Source organism: Micromonospora sp. NPDC048986 (assembly GCF_040649335.1).
In the GTDB taxonomy this organism is placed as follows: domain Bacteria; phylum Actinomycetota; class Actinomycetes; order Mycobacteriales; family Micromonosporaceae; genus Micromonospora; species Micromonospora alfalfae.
In genome coordinates this window covers 548,467-569,457 of record NZ_JBEZFJ010000002.1, presented here as the reverse complement: position 1 = coordinate 569,457, position 20,991 = coordinate 548,467, and the positions used below count along the sequence as shown (strand labels likewise).

Below are 20,991 nucleotides of genomic sequence, written 5' to 3'. Positions count from 1 at the left end.
ATTGTCGCCGGCCGGAGCGGCTCGACCATTGTGTTCGATGGCGCCGCGTTGTGATCGGACGCGGCGCCACCTCGCTCGATTATTCGAACAGCGGGAGTAACAGATGCCATTTGTTGTCAGATCAACAGCGGTGGTCCTGATGATGCTGGCGAGTTGCGTGGGGGTCGCCGCCTGCACCGAACAGGAGCCGGCCAGTGATGCCGCGGAGAGCAACCTCACGCTGACCGCACCACCAGCGGTGCCACACATCACGACGTTGTCGACGACCGACGGCCTGTCCCTGCCGCTTGACGCGTACGCACTGAGCGAGGAGAAGCTGCAGGTCGTGCTGCAGGCGCGCGCGCTACTGATCGAGAAGTGCCTGGCAAGATTCGGATTCGTGTACGACTTCCCAGTCCCGGTGGCGCAGGAGGACCGCAACCCGCTGGGCCGGCGATACGGGATCACCGACCGTGCGGTGGCCGCCCAGTGGGGGTACGCGACGGCGCCACGCGCCACACCGGCAGTGCGCCCCAGGCGCGCCGATGACCGGAACCCCGCTCTCCTGCTCGTGCTGACCGGCTGGCCCGACGGCCAGGTTCCCGCTAACGCGGAGCGGCCCTCCGTGAAGACCGCCAGCGGAGCGGACGTGCCGCCCGGCGGATGCGAGAGCGAGGCATCAAGGGCACTCGTTGGCGAGGACGAGAAATATGACACGCCGGAGATCGTGCGACAGCTGGACGCGAACGCCTACCACCAGTCCTCGGCCGACGACCGCGTCGTGGCCGTCCAGAAATCCTGGTCGGAGTGCATGAAGAAGGAGGGCTACGACTTCCCTAATCCACTCGACGCAGCGGACAGGTCCACGAATCCGTCCTCGGCCAGCTCGATCAGGACGGCACTGACGGACATAGATTGCAAGAACCAAACGAATTTGATCGGTGTGTCATTCGCCGTCGAGGTTGCTTACCAGAGCGGCCTGATTCAGCAGAACCTCGAGCGGCTGAAGGCGGTCAAGGATCGCCTGGAGAGCGAGGTGCAGGTCGCCGGTAAAACCGTCTCGGGAAGCTGATCGACGATCCAACCATAATCTGCGGTTCAGGCTGCCGATAATACCGTTACGGGACTCGGCGGCGCATTCATGGAGGCTGGGGCAGCGACGTCCCAAGCGACGGTCCAGAGGCGTTCCGCCCCAGGTCCGGCGCCACTGGTTCGCGCCGGTGCCCCAATTGGCGCATTGAGGCGAGTGCAGCAGGACGACTTTTCCGGTCCGATCGCCATCGCGCCAGCGAACGTTAGGTCGAACGGGGTGAGATCGCTTTCCGTAATATCAACCGCCGCCAGACGGCGGTATTCGGACTGGCTTACTCACAGACGGTGATCAATCTCAGAAAAAGCGCCGTCGAAGCCGCCGATAGCTTGGTAACGCTTAGGTAACGAAACCGTTTATCGGGTTCGAGGTAATCGATAGGTCGTTTAACGTATTGATGGCGGTCACGTAGACGACCGCAAATCACCGACCGAAAGCGGGGACCCATGCTGCCAAAGACCAGATTAACCGCCGATCCGCCCCAGGGATGGTCGCCCGGCCGCCGAACGGTGGTGGCGTCTCTCGCCATCGCCGCAATGGCCGCGACCACCGTCATCGCTGTTCAGCCGGCCGCGTTCGCGGCGCCGGTCGCCTCCGCCGAGGCGCGGCCCGCCTCGGTCCGTACCGCGCAGATCGACGGCGCGACACTGCGGCAGGGCACGGTGGCAGCGAAGTCAATCAACTCGACCGCCGACGTGAAGAGCGGACAGCGTCTCAAGGAGCACCTCGACGACGCCGCCCGCAACGGCCGCCTGGTTGACACGCTGGACACCCACCTGTCCACGGTTGCGGACCCCTTCACCCCCGGCGCGACCATCCAGTTGGCCTGGGACGGGGACAAGGCGCCGGAGTCGGTGAGATACGCCCGACGCGACAACGCCGAAGGCACCGCCGACGTCGCCATGGGTGTGCAGGTTGGCGGGAATGAGGCCGTCAAGGAGCGCCCCCGGAAGGCGACTGCGGGTAGTTCGGGTGGCTCGGGTTACGCGGCCGGGTTCAACAGCTCGAACATGATACGTACGGACAACTACTGCACCGACACCTGGTTTGTCCCCTCGTACTCGAGCAGCCGGGATCACAAGATCACCTCTTGCTTCGAGCAGTGGGAACAGAACGCTACGGTGCACTTCGTCTACAACCGCTGGGCACTCTGGAGCCCCGCGCCGCCGCCGTTCGGACTGAGCGCCAACACGGTGGACTTCTACGTCGCGGCACGGCCGTGGAGCGGATACGCGTCGAGGTTCCGCTCACTCAACGACTGGGCCCCCCGGGCGCCCACCTCGGCCTGCGACACGAAGGCGACGTTCACCCTGGGCGGCACCTTCGCTGGCGTCAACGGCAGCGTCGCGATCCCGATCAACGTCTGTCAGCAGTACCGGATGGACATCACGGCAAGCGCGAAGAAGATCGGCATCGACTTTGACGGGTCGCGGTCCGGTCAGATGTACATGGACGTGGCGGGCGACTTCAGTGCTATCAACGCCACCACGGCCTTGCTCTGGGCCGACTACAACTGGGTCGAGCTCAGGCTCTGCAGCCCCAGCGTGTGTGGCTCGGAGCAGTGGGTCGCGAAGGACAGTGGTTGGTGAATTGGCTAGCCGGACGACATGTCCGGGAGGTGCGGGCGCCAAGGTTCTTTGGCGCCCGCGCCGCCGGTCTCGTCCTCACCACAGTCGTCACGCTCACCGCCGGCCTGACCGGCTGTACCGATTCCACGCCGGAAGCCGGTCGCCCGAAAGCGACACCGGAAGCCCCGTCCGAGAAACCCTTCGTCGGCTCCACCTGCAAGGAGCAACCGGTACGGGAGCCCTGCCAGGACATCTCTGTGGATGGCATGGTGCGTCGTTACGCCCTGCTGTCGCCCAAGTCACCCACCCGCGACACCGTCCTCGTCGACCTGGGTGGGCCGGGTGAGGCGGCACTGTCCGGCACGAAGAGCCTGTCCTCGTTCCAGGAATCCTTTCCGGAGATCTCCGGCAAATTCAACATCCTCGTGGTGGAAGAACCCTGGGTGACACGGCCGGTGAGCGATGCCTGCTCCTCGGCACTCAGCTCCTACTATCTACGTCTCCACGGCGGAGATGCCGAGGGCGCCGCTCGCTTCACGAATGAATTGGACCGGGAGTGCAGGCTCGGCGAGGGCGACTGGGGATTCACCCCGACGTCGTACGCCCATCTCGTCAGCGCGATATCGACTCAGCACAACCTGCAACTGAAGGGGTTCGTCGGCCATTCCTGGGGCTCCGCTCGCCTGACGTACCTGGATGTTCCCTCCCTCGACTTCTCGGTCCTGGTCAGGCCGTTTCCGGTCGGCACCGACGCAGCCTCGCTGATCGCGGAGCGCGCTCGGACCCTCGCCACGATAAAGCCGAACGGCGCCACCCAGGCGACGACCGACGAGCGGCGGTCGCAGAAGGTCACCGAGTTCGATCGCCTGTCGGCCACGGTGGCACTGGGCTACGTCTCAGATGCCTCGCTCGGGCAGGATGCGGCGGCGGTCGGTTCCGGCCAGGACAAGGCCCTGATCGGAAGCCTTTCCGACCAGCTCTGGAAACGGTATGGCGAGTCCTCTCTGTCGCCCGGAATGCTGGCTCAGTTGGACGAGATGTGTCCGCTCGTAGGCACGGGCCCACCGCTGAAAGCAATCCGCACGGTCACGGATCTGCTGACCGCGCAATTCGCGCCATGCCCGGCGGCCCCGGCGCCCGCCCAGCGGGCAACAGTCGCCAAGAAGAGCTGCATCGCGGCTTCACCAAGCGATGCCGTCACACCGTATCGCCTGGTCCGGGAGCATTTCGGCACGACGAAAACCAGGTTCGTCGACTCGACCGAGCGGTCACACGGTTCATTTCAAGGGCTGACCGAATGCCTGAAGGTGGTCCTCAATTGATCGACCCGGTGGCCGGAGATCCGGCTATCGAATGACACGACCGCCCGCATGAAGTGGCGCCGTTGCCGACTTTCGGCAACGGCGCCACTTGCGATGCCACACCACCACGCTGTCCGACCCCACGGGTACCGCCACAAAACCAGACCTGGGATACAGTCGATGATATGGCGACGACCCTTCATCCGGATCCGCGTCCGTCCGCCTCGCGCCTGTCGGCACGACAGTGGTTACTGGTCGCCGTCGCCGGATTGACCGGCGCCGTACTCGGGGCCTTCGCCTGTTACTCCCTGTTGACGCCCCGCTGGGGAGTACCGCACGCGGTCACGGGCACCGTCGTGGCGGTCGACGCCGACGCCAACGCGTTCGTGATCCGGCCCGATGGGCGGCAACCGTCGGCGAACAAGGCCGACGACGGCGGCCATGGCTATCAACTGGGCCCGGTGGAGTGGGTCGACTACGCCGGTCAGACCCACCACGAAGGAACACCCGTCTGCCTGGCTCCGCTCTCCGAAGGGGCCAAGGTCGAGCTGATGGTGGTGGATGTGCGCGGAGGCACCGGTGGGCCGGACGCGCTGATCACCCGGGTCCGCTGCCTAAGCGCCCGGTGATCGACCGACCGCTGACGCGGAACCCCGGTGCTCGCGGGCTCAACCGTCGTAGTCGATGACCAGATTGTCGGTGACCGGGCTCGACTGGCAGGTCAGCACGTACCCGGCGGCCAGTTCGTCCGGCTTTAGGGCATAGTTGCGGGCCATCGTCACCTCTGCGGAGACCACCCGCGCGGACGCGGGTGATTGAAAAATTCGCGCCCAAACTCGGTAACCAAATCGGCTGGCCAACCCGTCAGGTCAATGACGGATCGCCACCGAGGCGGTCAGCCGAGGAGGAACAAGGGACATGGGCGACGTGCGTGGGCGTTTCACTGACGAACTGGCCCAACATCCCGCACCGCCACTGGGTGACCTGGTCCAGCAGTCGGTGGTGCAGGGCCGCCGACTTCGTCACCAACGCCGCCTGGCGCAGTTCGGCGCCGGCGGATCGGCGTTGGCGATGCTGCTCGTGATCGGCCTGGCCGCCGGGCCGCTCGGCGTCGGTGCGGATGACGCCGGTCAGCCCGCGGGGCCGAACCTGAGTCTGCCGGGCGGGTCGGTCGACACCACCTCGCCGTCCCCGGCCGCGCCCTCGGCTGGCGCCCCGGTCCGGTTGGAGGAGGGCGCCGGCGAGGAGGAGCGGGGAGGGCTGGTCCCGCCGACTCCCTCGACCACCGTGATCGACACCGTGAGGATGGGGCCGGGGCCGGACGGCGAACTGCTGACCACCACGCCGCAGGGCGCCTTGGAACTGCTGACCCGGCTGCTGCCCCAGGGGAAGACCGGCGGCTATGCAAGTCTGCCGAGCCGCGGGGCAGGCGCCGGCATGCCGTACGTCCAGCTCTACCTGGACCGAGGCGATGGAGCGGGAATGGTGCGGCTCTCGATCTACCGCGACCGCCTCGGCGGCGACCCTGTCCCGGGGACGGTGGAGTTGACCGAAGTACCCGGCGACTGCGTGCAGAGCCAGACGGTCACCGTGCACCACAACGCTGGCCTCCAGGTCGATCTCATGATCGCTACCTGTCTGGCCTGGGACCCCAAGGGAACCTCGCCGGCACCGCCCGTGCTCTCCGTGAAGGAGGCGACCGTGATCGCCGCCAACCCGATGTGGGGGACGAAACTGCCGGCCGAGTACGTCCGCAACGGGACCAAGAGGTTCCCGAAGCTGGCCCGGTCGAATGGCTGACGAGGACTTCGTGGACTTCGCGCAGGCGGCCGCCGGCCGGTTGCGCGACGCGGCGTTCCTGATGTGCCGCGACTGGCATCTCGCCCAGGACCTCACCCAGACGACGCTGGCCAAGGTTTACGCCAACTGGAGGCGGGTCCGCCGGGCCGACGACCCCCACGCGTACGCCCGCAAGATACTGCTGCGCTGCATGATCGACCAGCAGCGGCGTCGCTCCAGCCGCGAGTTGGCGATGTCGGCGCCGCCGGAGCGGGGCGAGGAACATCCGGCCGAGCTGCGCATGACGTTGCTGGACGCGGTCGCCACCCTGCCGTTGCGGGACCGGGCGATCATCGTCCTGCGCTACTGGGACGACCTGAGCGTGGAGACGACCGCCGAGGTCGTGGGCGTCTCCACCGCCGTCGTCAAGAGCCAGAGCATGCGCTCCCTCAACCGCCTGCGTGAGTTGCTCGGCGCGACCCGTTCCGAGCTGTTCGCCGAGGAACGCCATTGACCGGTGCCGTCCGCCGCCGGGGTGTGGCGGGTCCCGATGGTGTCGGCCCGGCGGCCGGCAACCGCAGCGTCGGTGCTGCGGAGGCGACGAACGTGCCGCCAGGCGTCGTCGCCTGAAGCGCCACCTGCGGTGGCAAGTACCTGCGTTGGGGAGGTTTTCGGTGTCCGTATCGAGCAGCAGGACGAGCCGAGGCCGGATTCGCGGCAGAGGCCGAGGTTCGCTCGCGGTCGTGCCGGTGGTCGTGTCGGCGTTGATGGTGATGGCCGCGGGGTGCCATCGGGGGGAGTCCGGTGTCGGCCCCGACGAGCCGCACACCGTGAACGCGGAACGGGGCGATCCGAGCCCGCTGCTGGGGGCGGGCGATCTGGGAGCGGAGTGGCATGAGGACGACGCGCGAACCGGTCTGGCGTCCTGGCCGTGGGAGCAGGACAGCTGCCCCAACTACCGGAGCAGCGACTACCTGGCCAAGTCGCATCGGCGCGCCGCCGTGGAGCGCTACTACCGGCTGTCTGACGGCTCGTCGCCGGCCCACCACGTCGTGGAGACGTACGAACCTGGCTGGGCCGAGCGGAACGTCGATGACGTCCGTCGGGTCCTTCTGCGGTGCGCGAGCTACCCGGTCCTCGGATCGCATGTCTCGTTCGATGTCGTCGATCCGCATTATCTGGCGGGCGCCGGGATCCTCGTTCGAGGTCGTATCGCGCATCCGGACACCCCGAACACCATCACGTACTTCGTGGTGGTGAAACGAGGCGATACGGTCTCGACGGTCCGCCTGCCCGATCCGGGCAGCCGGGCCGTGGTGGACTCGATCGCGGCGAGGGCGGTGGCCCGCCTTGGCTGAGCGGAAAGGGCGGCAGCTGCCGCGACGCTGGGTCATCTCCGCGGTCACCATGTCGCTGGCCGGCGCTGCGACGGCCGCCTTCGGTGCCACCCGCGACGGCGACGGAGGGGGAGGCGGAGGCGGACCATCGCTCGGTTCCTCCCCTGCCAGTCCGATCCCCACGACGCCGGCCATCGACTGGATCGGCCAGGCGAGAACGCGCATCACTGCCTATGTAAAGCGGTACGACGGCCACCTGGCGGTCGCGGCCGTGGACCGACTGGGAACGGCTGAGGTGACTGTCGGCGCCAAACGGTTCGAGACCGCCAGCATCGTCAAGGTCAACATCCTCGCGGCTCTGCTGCTGCGCCAGAACCCGCCGGGCAAGGCCCTGGGAACTGAGATCCGGCGATTGGCCGAGGCCATGATCGTGTCCAGTGACAACGATGCGGCCGTCGCCCTGTGGCAGCGGATCGGGGGCTCGCGCGGCCTCAACGCCGCGAACCGCGCGCTCGGTCTGCGCGAAACCAAGCCCAACTCGCACTGGGGGCTCACCACCACCACTGTCGCCGACCAGCTTCGCCTGCTGACGGCGGTGACGTCACCGACGGGACCGCTGACCCCGCAGGACCGTACCTTCATCATGGGCCTGATGAAGAAGGTGATCCCCGAGCAGCGATGGGGAGTCCCCGCCGCACGGGAGGCGGCCAGTCGTTCCGACTACGTCAAGAACGGCTGGGACACCGCCGATGCCGACGGCGGCCGCTGGCTGGTCAACAGCATCGGACGGATCGTCGAGGCCCGTCATGACTGGCTGATCGCCGTGCTCTCCGACCATCACGTGAGCCGGAAAGAGGGCATCCGCGTCGTCGAGAGGGCCGCCACGTACGTGCTCACGGAGCTGCGCGCCGCCACCGCGCACGACGGGCTGTCGCAGGGGTAGGCCCCGCGTCCGCCGAGGCCGACAGTGGGCCGGTCGCCTGCCCGGCCGGGCGCTCGTCATCGTCGGCGACAAACAATTCCCGATCTTGTACCCATCCGTCTGCGGGTCGGCCTCGAATGCCTCATGACAGCAGCAATCGAGTACAAGCATCTGAGGAGTTCCTATGAAGCGGCGCCTGTTTGCCACGGTCGGCGTGATCGCCGTGCTGGCCCTGTCCGCCTGCGGCGGCACTGACGGCGAGGACACCGCCAGCGGCACGCCGAGCACGTCGGCCAGCGCGCCGATGGCCTCTGCCTCGCCGTCGATGATGATGTCGGGTCAGTTCGGCTCGGGGTGCGCGGCCGTGCCGACCGATCCGTCCAACCCGGAAAGTTTCGAGGCGATGGCGAAGGTGCCGGTGGCCACCGCGGCGTCCGGCAACCCACTGTTGTCGACGCTGGTGACGGCGGTGAAGAAGGCCAACCTGGTGGACTCGCTCAACGGCGCGCAGGGCGTGACGGTGTTCGCGCCGACAAACGACGCGTTCGCCAAGATCCCGAAGGCGGACCTGGACAAGGTCCTGGCCGACGACGCCATGCTCAAGAAGATCCTCACCTACCACGTGGTGCCGACCCAGTTGTCCCCGGACACCCTGGCCGGCACCCACAAGACGTTGCAGGGTGACGACGTCACGGTGACCGGTGGTGGCAGCTCGTTCACCGTCAACGGCACCTCGATGGTGGTCTGCGGGAACGTCTCGACGGCCAACGCCACCGTGTACATCGTTGACAGCGTCCTGATGCCCAGGAGCTGAGGGTGTCCACCCCCATCGAGCCCCGGCCGGCGACTCGCCGGCCGGGGCCGCCCCGAAGCATCACCGCCGCGCGCGGCCTCGTCGTCGGTGTGCTGAGCGCCGGGGTTGCCCTCGGCGTGGCCCACCTCGTGGCGGCACTGGTCGATCCGGCCGCCGACCCGGTGCTGGCGGTCGGCAGTGCCGCTGTGGACCTGGCACCGCAGCCGGTAAAGGCATTCGCCATCCGCACCTTCGGCACCAACGACAAGATCGTCCTCCTCGGCGGCGTCTACGCACTGTTGGCCCTGAGCGCGGTCCTGCTCGGCGCGGCGACGTTACGACGACGCCGTTACGGTCTGGCGGGCCTAGCCGCGTTCGCTGCCGTCGGTGTCGCAGCCGCCCTGTCCCGCCCGACGGCCACGCTGGTGGACGTCCTGCCGGTAGTGGCGGGCACCGGCATCGGGATGGCCGCGATGCTTGTGGTGGCGCGCGCCGCTCGGACGTCCCCGGTTCCTGGCTCGGGTCGGCCGCGGCTGCTCAACCGCCGTCAGTTTCTGGCCACGACGGCCGGCGCGGCGCTCACCGCCGGCGCCACGGCAACCATCGGCCAGACCGTCGGTGGCCGCAACGCCGCAGGCGCCCGTTCCCGCGCTGCGGTTCGCATACCGCCGCCGGCGCAACCCGCGCCGCCGCTACCCGGCGGCGTCTCCGCTGGCGTGGACGGGGTGTCGGCGTTTCTCACCCCCAACCGGGACTTCTACCGGGTCGACACCGCCCTCACCGTTCCGCAGGTCGACGTGGAGACCTGGCGGCTGACTCTGGATGGTGCTGTCGACCGGCCCCGTAGCTGGACATTCGACGACCTCCTCGGCCGCGGTCTGGTGGAGCGCGACATCACCCTCAACTGTGTCTCCAACGAGGTCGGCGGGCCCTACGTCGGCACCGCCCGCTGGACGGGGATCCCGCTGGCGCCGCTGCTGCGCGAGGCGGGCATCCGGGCCGGGCAGAACCAGCTCGTCAGCCGTTCCGTGGAGGGCATGACCATCGGCACCCCGCTCGAGGCGATCCTCGACGGCCGCGACGCGCTCCTGGCCGTGGCCATGAACGGTGAACCCCTGCCCCTGGAGCACGGCTTTCCCGTCCGCATGCTCGTCCCCGGCCTCTACGGCTACGTCGGCGCCTGCAAGTGGCTCACCTCAATGCAGGTGACCACCTTCGACGCGTTCGATCCGTACTGGGTGCAACGCGGGTGGGCCGCCGAGGCGCCCGTCAAGACCGCATCCCGCATCGACACCCCGAAACCCTTCGCCAGCCGACGCGCCGGCCCCGTCATGATCGCCGGTGTCGCCTGGGCGCAACGTCGCGGGATCACCGCCGTCGAGGTGCAGATCGACGACGGGCCGTGGCGGCAGGCCCGCCTCGCCGACGGCCCGTCACCAGACCTGTGGCGGCAGTGGACCTACCGCTGGGACGCCACCTCCGGCAGCCACACCCTGCGGGTACGGGCCACCGATGCCACCGGCGTCGCCCAGACCGACGAACGGGCCGCGCCCTTCCCGGACGGCGCGACCGGCTGGCACAGCACCACGGTCACCATCACCTGAGCTGGTGCGTCCGACGGTCACCGTCCGGGCCGGAAAAGAAGTCCGGGCCGGGACCAATCCGGTGCGCGAGGGGCGACGAATCCCTCACGACAGCACCTGAGCATCGACGCCGCACCCAGGCGGAGACGGAGATTTGTTGTGAGATTGTCCCGAGCCCTGCTCGCCGTGCCGGCAGCAGCCCTGATCCTCGCCTTTCCGGGCGTCGCGCACGCCGACGAGAGCGTGCAGGTCCAGTTGCAGGACCTCAACGAGACCGGCGCGACCGGTACCGCCACGTTGACCGCCACGGGCGGCGGTGACCTGAAAGTCATGATCCGGTCGAAGGGCATGACGCCGAACTCGCCGCACGCCCAGCACGTGCACGGCGCGGCGAACGGCATGGACTTCCACTGCCCGGACAAGTCCGCCGACGCCAACGGCAACGGCTACGTCAGCACCGAAGAGGGCCTCAAGATGTACGGCGACATCTTCATCTCGCTGACCACCACCGGAGACACCACCAAGGCCAGCGGCCTGGCGGTGGACCGGATGCCGACGGCCGACGCCAAGGGCAACCTCAGTTACGAGCGCACCATCCCCGCCGCGGAACTGCCCAAGGGCACTATCGCGCACCTGAAGGACCTGCACCTCGTGCAGCACGGCATCGACGCCAACAAGAACGGCAAGTACGACATGGAAGCGCTCGGCGAGTCGACGTTCGCCAAGTCCGTCGGCGTCAACGGCATCCCCGCCGAGGCCACCGACCCCGCGACGTGCGGCATGGTCAGCGGCGCGGCCGCCGGCTCCGTACCCGCCGGGGGCGTCGCCACCGGCGACGGCAGCACCTCAGGCGGATCGCCGATGATGATCTACGCAGTGGGCGGCTTCGCGCTGCTCGGTGCCGCCGGTGCGGTGGCTGCGCGACGCCGGCTCGCCGGCGAGCGTTGAGCCGGCGGCGACAGTGATGGACACCGGTGACACACCAGTGCCGGTCGGCCGTCGCCGGGGGCGCCACGCGCTCCTGGCGGCGGCCGGCGTCCTCACCGTGACGGCGGCCCTGACGATCGGTGTCGCAGTCGCCAACCGGGGCGGCGATCCACCCCGACCTGACGCGTCCGCTGCGGCACCGGCCGCGAACGCGTCGCCCGCCCCGGCGACCAGGCCAGGTGAGTTGACCACGGGGCCGCTGATGGCCGGCTCACCGCCGACGCGGGTGTCGATCCCGTCGCTGAAGGCCACCGCCGCCATCGTCGCCCTCGGCCTGCGGGCCGACGGCGCGATGCAGGTGCCGGACAGCGCCACCGACGTGGGCTGGTTCACCAAGGCGCCGACGCCCGGCGCTCTCGGCCCGGCAGTGCTGGCCGGGCACGTCAACTGGAAGGGCCGCCGCGGGACGTTCTTCGACCTGGGCAAGCTGTCTGTCGGCGCGGGGATCACCGTCGACCGTCAGGACGGCAGCACCGCGACGTTCACAGTCACCGCTGTGGAGCAGCATCCCAAGGACCGCTTCCCCACCGTCGAGGTGTACGGGGCGACCGACCACGCGGCGTTACGCCTGATCACCTGTGGCGGCGAGTTCGACGACACCACCCAGCACTACCGCGACAATGTCATCGTCTACGCGCGCCTCGCCCACGCTCATCCCGCCTAGACACGAGTGCGGCGGCACACCGAGCCGTCGACAGCACAGGGAGAGGACATGCCGAGAATGAGCGGTGACCCGGAACAGGGGCGGCGGTTGCGTTCGGTGCCGCCGGACACCGCGACCCCGCCGAACGCCGACGAGTTGCTGCAGCGGGTGGCGCGGGGCGACGAGGTGGCATTCGCCACGCTGTACGACGCAGTGGCGGGCCGGGTCCTCGGGCTGGCCCGGCGGGTCGTCCGCGATCCGGCGCAGGCGGAGGAGGTGACGCAGGAGGTGATGGTCGAGGTGTGGCGCACCGCCGGCCGCTTCGACGCCGGCCGGGGCTCCGCCTCGGCGTGGATTCTGACCATGGCGCATCGCCGCGCTGTGGACCGGGTGCGCTCCGAACAGGCCCACACCAACCGTGCCCTGCAGGTCGCCGCGACCGAGACACACGTCCCCTACGACGAGGTGGTCGAGGACGTCACGGCCCGGTTGGAACGGGAGCAGGTCCGCCGGTGCCTGGGCCGGTTGACGCCGGTGCAGCGGGAGTCGGTGACCCTGGCCTACTACGGCGGTCACACCTACCGAGAGGTCGCCGAGAAGTTGCAGACGCCGCTGCCGACGGTGAAGACGCGGATGCGCGACGGACTGATCCGGATGCGCGACTGCCTGGGCATCGAGATGGAGGGACGGGCATGAGCGCCGATGTTCACACCCTCGCTGGTGCGTACGTCCTGGACGCGGTCGACGACGTCGAGCGGGCCGCGTTCGAGCGGCACCTGACCGAGTGCGAGCCGTGCCGCGTCGAGGTGGCCGAGTTGCGGGAGACCGTCGCCCGCCTCGCCGACGACACCGTCATCGAGGCGACTCCGCCGAATCTGCGGGAGCGGACCCTCGCCCAGGCGGCCCGGACCCCGCAACTGCACGTCAGCGCCGCGGGCGTCGGCGGCAGACGGCAGGCGGGCAGGTGGCGACAGCTCACAGTGGCCGCCGCCGCAGCCGTCCTCGTGGCCGGTGGCGCGAGCGCCGTCACCTGGACCGTCAGCAACGATCGGATCAGCGACGAGCAGGCCAGCAGCGACCAGGCCCGGCAGATCACCGCCGTTCTGGACGCCCCGGACGCCCGGGTGTTCGAGCGGTCGCTGCCGCCCGGCGGCGCCGCCACGGTGGTGCTCTCCCGTGACCGCGACCGGGGTGTGGTGCTGCTGCGTGACCTGCCCGCCCCCGGTGCCGGGCGGATCTACGAGCTCTGGCTCATCCGGGGCAGCGAGCCCCGCAAGGTGGGACAGCTCGCCGAGGGGGACAGGGGTTCGACCACCGTCATCGGCCCGGTCGGCGAGGCGGGCGTGTTCGGGGTTTCCAACGAGCCCGTCGGTGGTTCCGTTGCCCCCACGCGGATCGTGGGTACCGTCAAGCTGAGCTGAGCTGAGCTGAGCTGAGCTGAGCCGGGCCGGCTGCCGGCACACCGGCGGCCGGCCCAACCCCGGCCGCGGCCCGAGCCCTGGTGCTTCTGGTCACCCCACCCATCCGGACAGCGGACCGCTCCGAATCATTCGCATGGATGACGAGTTGCTCGCCGGCCGGTACCGCAGGCTCCTGCTGAGCGGGGACACCGCGACCCCGGGGCGCGTCTGGCTGGCACGCGACGAACTGCTGGACCGGCACGTCGCGCTCAAGCAGATCACCCTGCCGGGTTGGGTGAGCGACGCCGAGCGGGCCCGGTTGCGGGACAAAACGCTCGGGGAGGTACGCGGCCTGGCCGGTCTGGACCATCCGAGCGTGGTCGGGATGTGGGACGTGCTGAGCACCGACGGATATCTGTGGCTCGTCATGGAGCACGTAGCCTCCCGGCCTCTGTCCGAGGTGGTTGCCACCGATGGTCCGCTGGCACCGGCCGAGGTGGCGCGGGTCGGTCTGCACCTGATCTCCGCACTGGGTGCCGCCCACGCGAGGGAAGTGACGCATCGGGAGGTCCGGCCGCAGAACGTGCTGCTCGCCGACGACGGGCGGGTCATGCTCGGCGGATTCGGTCTGTCGATCTTCGACATCCGGGATCCGGCGACAGTGACCGCGGCGAGCCTGTCGACGGTCCAGTACTCCGCACCGGAGCGTGCCCGCGACGGCAGGTCCAGCCCCGCCACCGACCTGTGGGCCCTCGGCGCGACGCTCTACCTGGCCGCGGAGGGCCGCCTCCCGTGGACTCGGCAGTCGACACTGGCCATGCTCGCCGCGCTGGCCACCGAGGCGCCGGACCGGATGACCGTCCGGCCACTCGAACCAGCGATCACCGGCCTTCTGCTGCGTAACCCCCGCCAACGCCTCTCCGCGCAGGAGGCCCGCGACCAGTTGGAGCAGGTTGCCGCGGCGACGCCCGTGCCGGCACCGCGAGCGCGCCGCTGGCCTGGTCTGCGCGCCACGTCGCGCCGTCGGCCGCCAGCCGGCACGCCGACGGGCCCGACGGCTGCGGACGCGATCACCACAATGGTCATTCCGGTCCTGGCACCCCCCACCCGCGATCGGACCACCGGCTGGGCGTTCGCTGGCGCCGTGGTGGGCCTGCTGGCGGTCGTGGCGGTCGTCATCACGGCAACCGGAGCCGTGGTCGGCGGCTGGCGTGGCCAGGACAGCCTTCCGGCGGCCGGACCGGGCGGCGGGGCCGCCGGCCTGGTGGAGCCGACCGCGACGGCACCGCCAGCCCATCCGTGCCTGGACGATGCCGCCGCCAGCGAGGCCGAGCCTCTGCAGGCGTTCGGCGCACCGGTGCCGTACGCCCTGCCGAACGGGTGGGCGTGGCACCGGGACACCGCCGGCTTTCTGCTGGCGGTGCCCGCGGGATGGACCCGGCACACCGAGGGCGCACTGGTGTGCTTCCGTGACCCCGCCGAGGTGCGGGCCATCGCCGTCGACCCCGCAGCCACAGCTTCCTCCGTACCGTCGAAGCGGTGGGAGGCCGCCGAGCGCGACGCGTTGACCACCAGGGCGCTGGCCGGCTACCAGAAGATCAGTATTGGGCCGGTCATCCGCCCGGGCGGCGCGGCGGAGTGGGAGTACACCTGCGACCAGGCCGGCGGCACGCGGCTGCACGCCCGCCGGTTGCTGGTCAACGAGAGCGGGACCCGCGCTTACAGCCTGTCCTGGATCACTGAGGACAGTCAGTGGCACCAGAGCGAACCTCTCCAACGACTGGCCCTCGCGAGCATCCGCCTCGACTGACGCGGCGGTGGCCGGTCACACCGGTCGACATCGCGGTGGAAACCGGAGGGTGGACGAGTGCGCGGGGGTGCGGATGAGGCCAGACCGGAACAGCGATCCGGCTCAGGGCGAACGCCCTGAGCCGGATCGATTCTCTAGCTGTCGGTCGTGCCCATCAGGTGACGTTGATGTCGCTGCACCACATGTAGGTCTGGTCCAGGTGCGACGCCCTCCAGAGCACGAACAGGATGTGGTTCCCGCTGCGCGACGGCAGCGAGACGTTGAACGAGATGTTCTGCGCCGGCGCGTAGCGCCCCGTCGTCGTGACCAGGTCGAGGTTGCCCCACCCGAGCTTCTGGGTGGATGGGTTGAACCCCTGCTTGGTGACGTAGACCTGGAAGTAGTCAGCGCCGTGGCTGGCCTGGTCGTACAGCTGGACCGTGAGGTTGCGGCTGACGGTGGTCGTCTTCCACGCTCCGGGCTGGTTGACGCTGTCGTTCCTGGACAGGGCGTTGCTGCACAGCTGCCCGTCCGGGGTACGAGCCTGGTACTGGCCGCCGAGGCCGTCGCGCAGCTGGCTCATCCAGTTCCACATGGTGTCGGGGTTGGCCTGGAACGCCCGCCAACACATGGGGTCCTGCGTCTGCATGGCGGGGTTCATGTGCTGGTTGCCCCAGGCCTTCCAGCACTGATAGGCGCGACTCATCGGGTTGATGATGGTGCCGTGGGCCTGGGCTGCCCCGGTGAAGGGCAGCATGCCGGCCACGATGGCGAACACCATGACGAATGCTCGCAGCGACCGACGGACTGGTGACCGGGATCGTCCGCCGGATCGATCGGACTTGAGTGAACGCACTGTTCATCCTCCGCTCATCGGGACTACAGATCAGAATGGGAACGCTCCCAAACCAACTGTTGCATCTATCGCCGTAAATATCAATCGTTATCTATCTATGGTCGGATGTGGATCGAGCTGACCGTGCTGTCCGCAGCCGCCCCGGTTCGGATCCGGTGGGGCGATGACCACGCCACCGGCTGGCCAGCATGGTCACAGGCCGGCTGCGGCGTCGTATCGGCGGCGCTGGTCGGCCATCTCCGACTCGGACAGCGCCTCCTTGAGCGCCAGATCCGCGTACTTGGGCGGGAGCATCTGCCGCACCCGGTCGGTGAACATGACCTCGGCGGTCGCCTCGACCACCTGGATGCCCGGAGGCTCGGTGGACATGTCCATGATCACGGGACCGGCCAGTTTGACCGCCACGTCCCAGGGGCGCTTCTGTTCGGCGACCCCGCAGAGGTGGAAGCCGTAGACCGTCTGCACGTCGGCGAGCGCGGTGGCCCCGGTCGGCTCGTAGCCGTAGACGCGGACCCCGCAGATCACCGCCGGCTTCGCCGTGCTGGCCGCCTGCTGGGCACCGTGTCCGGCGTGGTTGTGCTGCCCCGGGTCCGCCTGTTCGAGCGTGGTACGCATCCGGGCGATGACCTGCGACTGCAGATCCGCCGGCTTCGCCTCCGGGTCGGCCCGGTTGACCAGTACGACGGTGCCGGCCGACACCACCAGCAGAATCACCGCTACCCACACGAAGCGGTTCCGGTACCAACCCGCGAAAATCTCTCGGGAAATCATTGTTGCTTCTCACCTCGTCGCCGGTTCTGGTGCTGGCAGGCCGAATCGGACGCCCCCGGCGGGTCAGGCGTCGAGCGCGTCAACCGTCGGGGACACGTGTCGGGGTTTACCGACGGCGGGCGAGAATGATTGCCCGGCAAGGTGCCCGCCGTCGTAGAGATGGCCCGGCGATCCGCCAGGCGAGCGTCCGCCAAGGCGGCGCGCTGCCGGCGCTGCGATGCTCCCGTGCTGGCCGTTCCCAGCGCGGTTGCCCCCGCGCTGCGGCGATATGAGCCATTCCAGCACGTCTGGATCGGCTTTGGCAACATCGACGGGCATCAGCGTGTATTCGGCCCGGTCAGCCGCTCCACTGGCTGAAGGATCGCCGCCCCCGCAACGCCGCCTCTGCGGCCGCGACGAAGCCGTCGGGGTTGTCCAGCAGAATGTTGTGGCCAGCCTCTGGCACGGCGACCACCCGCACGCCGGCACCGGTCAGGGCGCGCGCGCCTCTCGGCTCGTCGACGAGGACCAGTGCGGAGACAAGGTGCGGATGTCCGGCCGATCGCGGACGGGACGCTGTATCCGACGATCAAACGCCTGGAACGTGCGGGCCTGCCGCGCCGTGACGTGCAGGCTGGACAGATGGCGGCACCACGACACGTGCTGACCCTGAGTCCGGCCGGGCCGGCGGAGTTGCTGCGGCCACTACGCGCCAACGACCTCCCCGACGCCCCCTTTCGTCAGGGGCTGTTCCGCATCGCCACCGCCACCAGCCGCACGGAGATCGCCTGGCTGCGGGAAATGCTGACATCGCTCGCCCGATGACCACCGTCACCGGGTCTCGGCAGCGGCATCCGAACGGATCGGCGGCGGGCCCAGCGCGGATCGGGATATGGTCCGGATCACCCGATTTGCCGCTTCTAGGGGGAAACATGAGTCGCTTGCCGTACGTGAACCCGGCCCAGGCCCCGGCTCCGGTCCGCGAGGCGCTGCAGGCCGCGCTTCCCCTGAGCTTCTTCCGCGTCATGGCCCACGCCGAGACGGCGTTTCCCGAGTGGATGCGCTGGGGCGGAACGCTGCTCAACGACCTGGCCCTCGACCCACTGCTCCGCGAAATCGCGATCCTGCGAGTTGCCCAGCTGAGCGACGTGACATACGAGTGGGCTCAGCACGAGCCCATCGCCCGCTCCGTCGGCGTCACGGACGAGATGATCCACGCGCTCGGGCGCGACGAGATCGGGGACGACTGTTTCACGCCAGACCAGCGGATCGTCCTGCGTTTCACGACCGAAGTCGTCCGCGACGTCCGCCCGCCCGACGACACCACCGCCGCGCTGATCGGACTGCTCTCCCCGCGTGAGGTGGTCGAACTCCTGATGGTGATCGGGCAGTACATGATGATCGCCCGGGTCGCCGCGGTAACCGACCTGGAGGTCGACAAGCCGATGGGCGCCGCCGTTTACGGTGCGCGGCCCTGACTAATGTCATGAGTACCTGTGCGCCCTGCATCGAAGGTCATGACTAAGCGCACTGGAGCCCACCACGTCCCGTCGATGAGACTCGATTCAACGCCGGAACAACAGCCGGCCGAGTTCGAGGGGCGGCGAGACGGTGGACGAACGCTACGACAGCTACTGCGCCGCGGATCGGCTGTTCTACGACTCGCTCGGCAGCGCCGTCGCCCAGCCCGCCTTCCCGGCCGCCGACCGGCCGACGCCGACCGGCTGGCGCCGCGAGCCCCTCGACGACTGGCTGATCTACGGCCCCGACGGCGGTTCGCTGCCGCAGCAGGGCTGGAAGATCCACGTTTCGGCCGGTCTGGCGAACGCCGAGCGGGTGCTGGACGCGGTCTGGAACTACTGCGTCCCCCGCGGCCTGTCCTTCAAGTTCCTGCGCGGGCCGCGCACGCTGCTGCTGCGCAATTCCAAGTACGCCGCCCGGGCCGCCAGCGGCAAGTTCATCACTGTCTATCCGCGCGACGACGCGGAGCTGGAGCTGGCCTGCAAGGAACTCGACGAACTGCTCGCCGGCGAGACCGGGCCGTACATCCTCAGTGATCTCCGCTACGGCACCGGCCCGGTCTACGTGCGCTATGGCGGCTTCGCCGCCCGCTACTGCCACTCAGCCGACGGCCAGGTGGTGCCGGCGATCGAGGACGACTCCGGCACGCTGGTGCCGGACCGCCGGGAGCCCGTCTTCCACGTGCCGTCCTGGGTCACCCTGCCCGACTTCCTCGGCCCGCACCTGGCCGCCCGCAACGACACCAGCACCAACGAGGTGCCGTACCGGATCGAGCGGGTGATCCACTTCTCGAACGGCGGCGGCCTGTACGTGGGCAGGGACCTGCGTACCGACACCGAGGTGGTGCTGAAGGAGGCCCGGCCGCACGCCGGCCTGGACGCCGACGGCACCGACGCCGTCGCCCGGCTGGCCCGCGAGGCGCAGGCCCTACGGCAACTCGCCGACCTTCCGCAGGTGCCCCGGGTACACGACGAGTTCGCCCTCGGCGAGCACCGGTTCCTCGCCCTCGAGTTCATTGAGGGCCGACCGCTGAACAAGGTGCTGGTCGACAGGTACCCGCTGATCGACGCCGACGCGACAGACGGCGACCGGGCGGCGTACGCCCAGTGGGCCCGCCAGGTCTACGAGCAGGTCGAATCCGTCGTGACGGCGATCCACGAGCGCGGCCTGGTCTACGGGGACCTGCACCTGTTCAATATCATGATCCGGCCGGACGACCGGGTCGCTCTGGTGGACTTCGAGGTGGCCGCCCCGATCGCCGGGCACCGCCGACCCGGGCTGCGCAATCAGGGCTTCGCGGCACCGCGGGACCGCAGCGGGCCGGCGGTCGACCGGTACGCCCTGGCGTGCCTGCGGCTGGCCCTGTTCCTGCCACTGACCCAGCTGGTCCGGCTCGCCCCGGCGAAGGTCACTCACCTGGCCGACATCATCGCCGCGAACTTCCCGGTGCCGAGGTCCTTCCTCGATCCGGCGGTCGAGGAGATCACCGGTGAGCCGCGCGTCACCGCGGAACCGCGAGGGAATCTCGACGCGGACGACTGGCGCACCACGCGGGACCGGCTGACGACGGCGATCGTGGCCAGCGCCACCCCCGAGCGCGACGACCGGCTCTTTCCCGGCGACATCGAGCAGTTCCGCAGCGGCGGCCTCAACCTCGCCCACGGGGCGGCGGGGGTGCTGTACGCGCTCGACAAGAGCGGCGCCGGGCGGTGGCCCGAACACGAGGACTGGCTGGTGCGGCGGGCGACAGCGCCCCCGTCCGGCACCCGCTGCGGCTTCTACGACGGGCTGCACGGTGTCGCGTACGCACTCGAGCACCTCGGACGCCGGCAGGACGCGCTGGACGTTCTCGACATCTGCCTGCGGGAACCCCTGGACGGGCTCGACCACAGCCTGGCCAGCGGGCTGTCCGGGATCGCGCTCAACCTGGCCGAGCTGGCCGCACGCACCGGGGAGGTGTCGCTGCGCGACGCCGCCTGGCGGGCCGCCGAGCGGGTGATCGGGCAGCTCGCCGACGATCCGGGCCCGGACGTCAGCGGCGGACGTAACCCGTACGCCGGGCTGTTGCGCGGCCGGACCGGACCGGCGCTGATGCTGTTGCGGCTCTACGAGCTCAGCGGCGACGCCGAGCTGTTGGGGCCCGCCGCCACGGCACTGCGTCAGGATCTGCGCCGCTGTGTGCTGCGTCCGGACGGTGCCCTGGAGGTCAATGAGGGCTGGCGCACCATGCCCTATCTGGCCCACGGCAGTGTCGGTATCGGGCTGGTCCTCGACCAGTACCTGCGCCACCGGGCCGACGAACGGTTCGCCGAGGCGAGCGCGGGGGTCCGCCGCGCGGCGCGCTCACCGTTCTACGCACAGTCCGGGCTCTTCACCGGCCGGGCCGGCATCATCGCCTACCTCGCCGCCTCGACCGACGACGCCGACCGCGGCGAACTCCGCGCGCAGGTGGACCGGCTGGCCTGGCACGCGCTGCCGTACCGGGAGGGGACCGCATTCCCCGGTGAGCAGTTGCTGCGGCTCTCCATGGACTTCGGCACCGGCACCGCCGGCGTGCTGTACGCGCTGGCCAGCGCGCAGCACGACCAGCCGCCGGCGCTGCCCTTCCTCGCGCCCCTGCCGGGCGCGAACAGACTCCCTCGCGACAGCGGGGGCGACCAGTTCGGCGAACGGATGGAAGGGAGGTGAACGAC

Annotated in this window: 20 protein-coding genes and 1 pseudogene; 18 read left to right on the top strand and 3 right to left on the bottom strand. The window is 69.5% G+C overall.

Features of this window, described 5'->3' with window-relative positions:
- Positions 1–103: 103 nt before the first annotated feature.
- The 4 genes from AB0B94_RS07635 to AB0B94_RS07620 all read left to right on the top strand — a co-directional run bounded on the left by AB0B94_RS07635 (position 104) and on the right by AB0B94_RS07620 (position 4,567).
- A complete protein-coding gene (locus tag AB0B94_RS07635) occupies positions 104–1,051 on the top strand; it encodes a hypothetical protein (protein ID WP_357269758.1) in 948 nt (315 codons plus the stop codon).
- A gap of 464 nt (positions 1,052–1,515) precedes the next feature.
- The gene (locus tag AB0B94_RS07630) at positions 1,516–2,658 is read left to right on the top strand and encodes a hypothetical protein (protein WP_357269755.1); all 1,143 of its coding nucleotides are present in this window, start codon (positions 1,516–1,518) and stop codon (positions 2,656–2,658) included.
- Entirely contained in the window at positions 2,655–3,959 is a 1,305-nt protein-coding gene (locus AB0B94_RS07625) for an alpha/beta hydrolase (RefSeq protein ID WP_357269752.1), read from the top strand. The genes AB0B94_RS07630 and AB0B94_RS07625 overlap by 4 nt, the downstream gene beginning before the upstream one ends.
- Positions 3,960–4,123: 164 nt before the next feature.
- Entirely contained in the window at positions 4,124–4,567 is a 444-nt protein-coding gene (locus AB0B94_RS07620) for a hypothetical protein (protein WP_357269749.1), read from the top strand.
- Between the two features lie 39 nt (positions 4,568–4,606).
- On the opposite strand, the pseudogene AB0B94_RS07615 reads toward AB0B94_RS07620, so the two are convergent.
- Positions 4,607–4,741: pseudogene (locus tag AB0B94_RS07615) on the bottom strand (phenylacetic acid degradation protein); the annotation flags it as partial.
- 115 nt (positions 4,742–4,856) lie between these two features.
- Here AB0B94_RS07615 and AB0B94_RS07610 point away from each other — a divergent pair.
- From AB0B94_RS07610 to AB0B94_RS07560, 11 genes are all read left to right on the top strand, one after another.
- Positions 4,857–5,738 carry a hypothetical protein gene (locus tag AB0B94_RS07610; RefSeq protein ID WP_357269746.1) on the top strand — a complete coding sequence of 294 codons (882 nt, stop codon included), beginning with the start codon at positions 4,857–4,859 and terminating at the stop codon, positions 5,736–5,738.
- The gene (locus AB0B94_RS07605) at positions 5,731–6,231 is read left to right on the top strand and encodes a SigE family RNA polymerase sigma factor (protein WP_357269743.1); all 501 of its coding nucleotides are present in this window, start codon (positions 5,731–5,733) and stop codon (positions 6,229–6,231) included. Before AB0B94_RS07610 ends, AB0B94_RS07605 begins: the two co-directional genes overlap by 8 nt.
- Before the next feature lie 229 nt (positions 6,232–6,460).
- Entirely contained in the window at positions 6,461–7,075 is a 615-nt protein-coding gene (locus tag AB0B94_RS07600) for a hypothetical protein (RefSeq protein WP_357269740.1), read from the top strand.
- A gap of 49 nt (positions 7,076–7,124) precedes the next feature.
- Positions 7,125–7,997 carry a serine hydrolase gene (locus AB0B94_RS07595; protein WP_357269737.1) on the top strand — a complete coding sequence of 291 codons (873 nt, stop codon included), beginning with the start codon at positions 7,125–7,127 and terminating at the stop codon, positions 7,995–7,997.
- 163 nt (positions 7,998–8,160) lie between these two features.
- Positions 8,161–8,790, top strand: coding sequence for a fasciclin domain-containing protein (locus tag AB0B94_RS07590; protein WP_357269734.1), 630 nt, complete (start codon positions 8,161–8,163; stop codon positions 8,788–8,790).
- 59 nt (positions 8,791–8,849) lie between these two features.
- Positions 8,850–10,373 (top strand): molybdopterin-dependent oxidoreductase, encoded by a 1,524-nt coding sequence (locus tag AB0B94_RS07585; protein ID WP_357269922.1) that lies wholly within the window; start codon positions 8,850–8,852, stop codon positions 10,371–10,373.
- A 138-nt stretch (positions 10,374–10,511) separates the two neighbouring features.
- Positions 10,512–11,300 carry a hypothetical protein gene (locus AB0B94_RS07580; protein ID WP_357269731.1) on the top strand — a complete coding sequence of 263 codons (789 nt, stop codon included), beginning with the start codon at positions 10,512–10,514 and terminating at the stop codon, positions 11,298–11,300.
- The gene (locus AB0B94_RS07575) at positions 11,260–12,003 is read left to right on the top strand and encodes a class F sortase (protein ID WP_357269728.1); all 744 of its coding nucleotides are present in this window, start codon (positions 11,260–11,262) and stop codon (positions 12,001–12,003) included. Before AB0B94_RS07580 ends, AB0B94_RS07575 begins: the two co-directional genes overlap by 41 nt.
- Before the next feature lie 48 nt (positions 12,004–12,051).
- Entirely contained in the window at positions 12,052–12,678 is a 627-nt protein-coding gene (locus AB0B94_RS07570) for a sigma-70 family RNA polymerase sigma factor (protein ID WP_357269724.1), read from the top strand.
- On the top strand, positions 12,675–13,403 hold the full coding sequence (locus tag AB0B94_RS07565) for an anti-sigma factor (protein ID WP_357269721.1): 729 nt from the start codon (positions 12,675–12,677) through the stop codon (positions 13,401–13,403). Before AB0B94_RS07570 ends, AB0B94_RS07565 begins: the two co-directional genes overlap by 4 nt.
- 133 nt (positions 13,404–13,536) lie before the next feature.
- The gene (locus tag AB0B94_RS07560) at positions 13,537–15,192 is read left to right on the top strand and encodes a serine/threonine-protein kinase (protein ID WP_357269718.1); all 1,656 of its coding nucleotides are present in this window, start codon (positions 13,537–13,539) and stop codon (positions 15,190–15,192) included.
- A 154-nt stretch (positions 15,193–15,346) separates the two neighbouring features.
- Here AB0B94_RS07560 and AB0B94_RS07555 read toward each other — a convergent pair whose 3' ends face one another.
- Together AB0B94_RS07555 and AB0B94_RS07550 are read right to left on the bottom strand one after the other, a co-directional pair.
- Positions 15,347–15,952 (bottom strand): lytic polysaccharide monooxygenase, encoded by a 606-nt coding sequence (locus tag AB0B94_RS07555; RefSeq protein ID WP_357269715.1) that lies wholly within the window; start codon positions 15,950–15,952, stop codon positions 15,347–15,349.
- A 267-nt stretch (positions 15,953–16,219) separates the two neighbouring features.
- Positions 16,220–16,798 (bottom strand): hypothetical protein, encoded by a 579-nt coding sequence (locus tag AB0B94_RS07550; protein WP_357269712.1) that lies wholly within the window; start codon positions 16,796–16,798, stop codon positions 16,220–16,222.
- 621 nt (positions 16,799–17,419) lie between these two features.
- On the opposite strand from AB0B94_RS07550, the gene AB0B94_RS07545 reads away from it, so the two are divergent.
- The 3 genes from AB0B94_RS07545 (at position 17,420) to lanKC (ending at position 20,986) form a co-directional block, all read left to right on the top strand.
- A complete protein-coding gene (locus tag AB0B94_RS07545; protein ID WP_357269709.1) occupies positions 17,420–17,602 on the top strand; it encodes a hypothetical protein in 183 nt (60 codons plus the stop codon).
- The gene (locus AB0B94_RS07540; RefSeq protein ID WP_357269706.1) at positions 17,599–18,255 is read left to right on the top strand and encodes a carboxymuconolactone decarboxylase family protein; all 657 of its coding nucleotides are present in this window, start codon (positions 17,599–17,601) and stop codon (positions 18,253–18,255) included. Before AB0B94_RS07545 ends, AB0B94_RS07540 begins: the two co-directional genes overlap by 4 nt.
- A gap of 133 nt (positions 18,256–18,388) precedes the next feature.
- Entirely contained in the window at positions 18,389–20,986 is a 2,598-nt protein-coding gene (gene lanKC / locus AB0B94_RS07535) for a class III lanthionine synthetase LanKC (protein WP_357269703.1), read from the top strand.
- Positions 20,987–20,991: the final 5 nt, after the last annotated feature.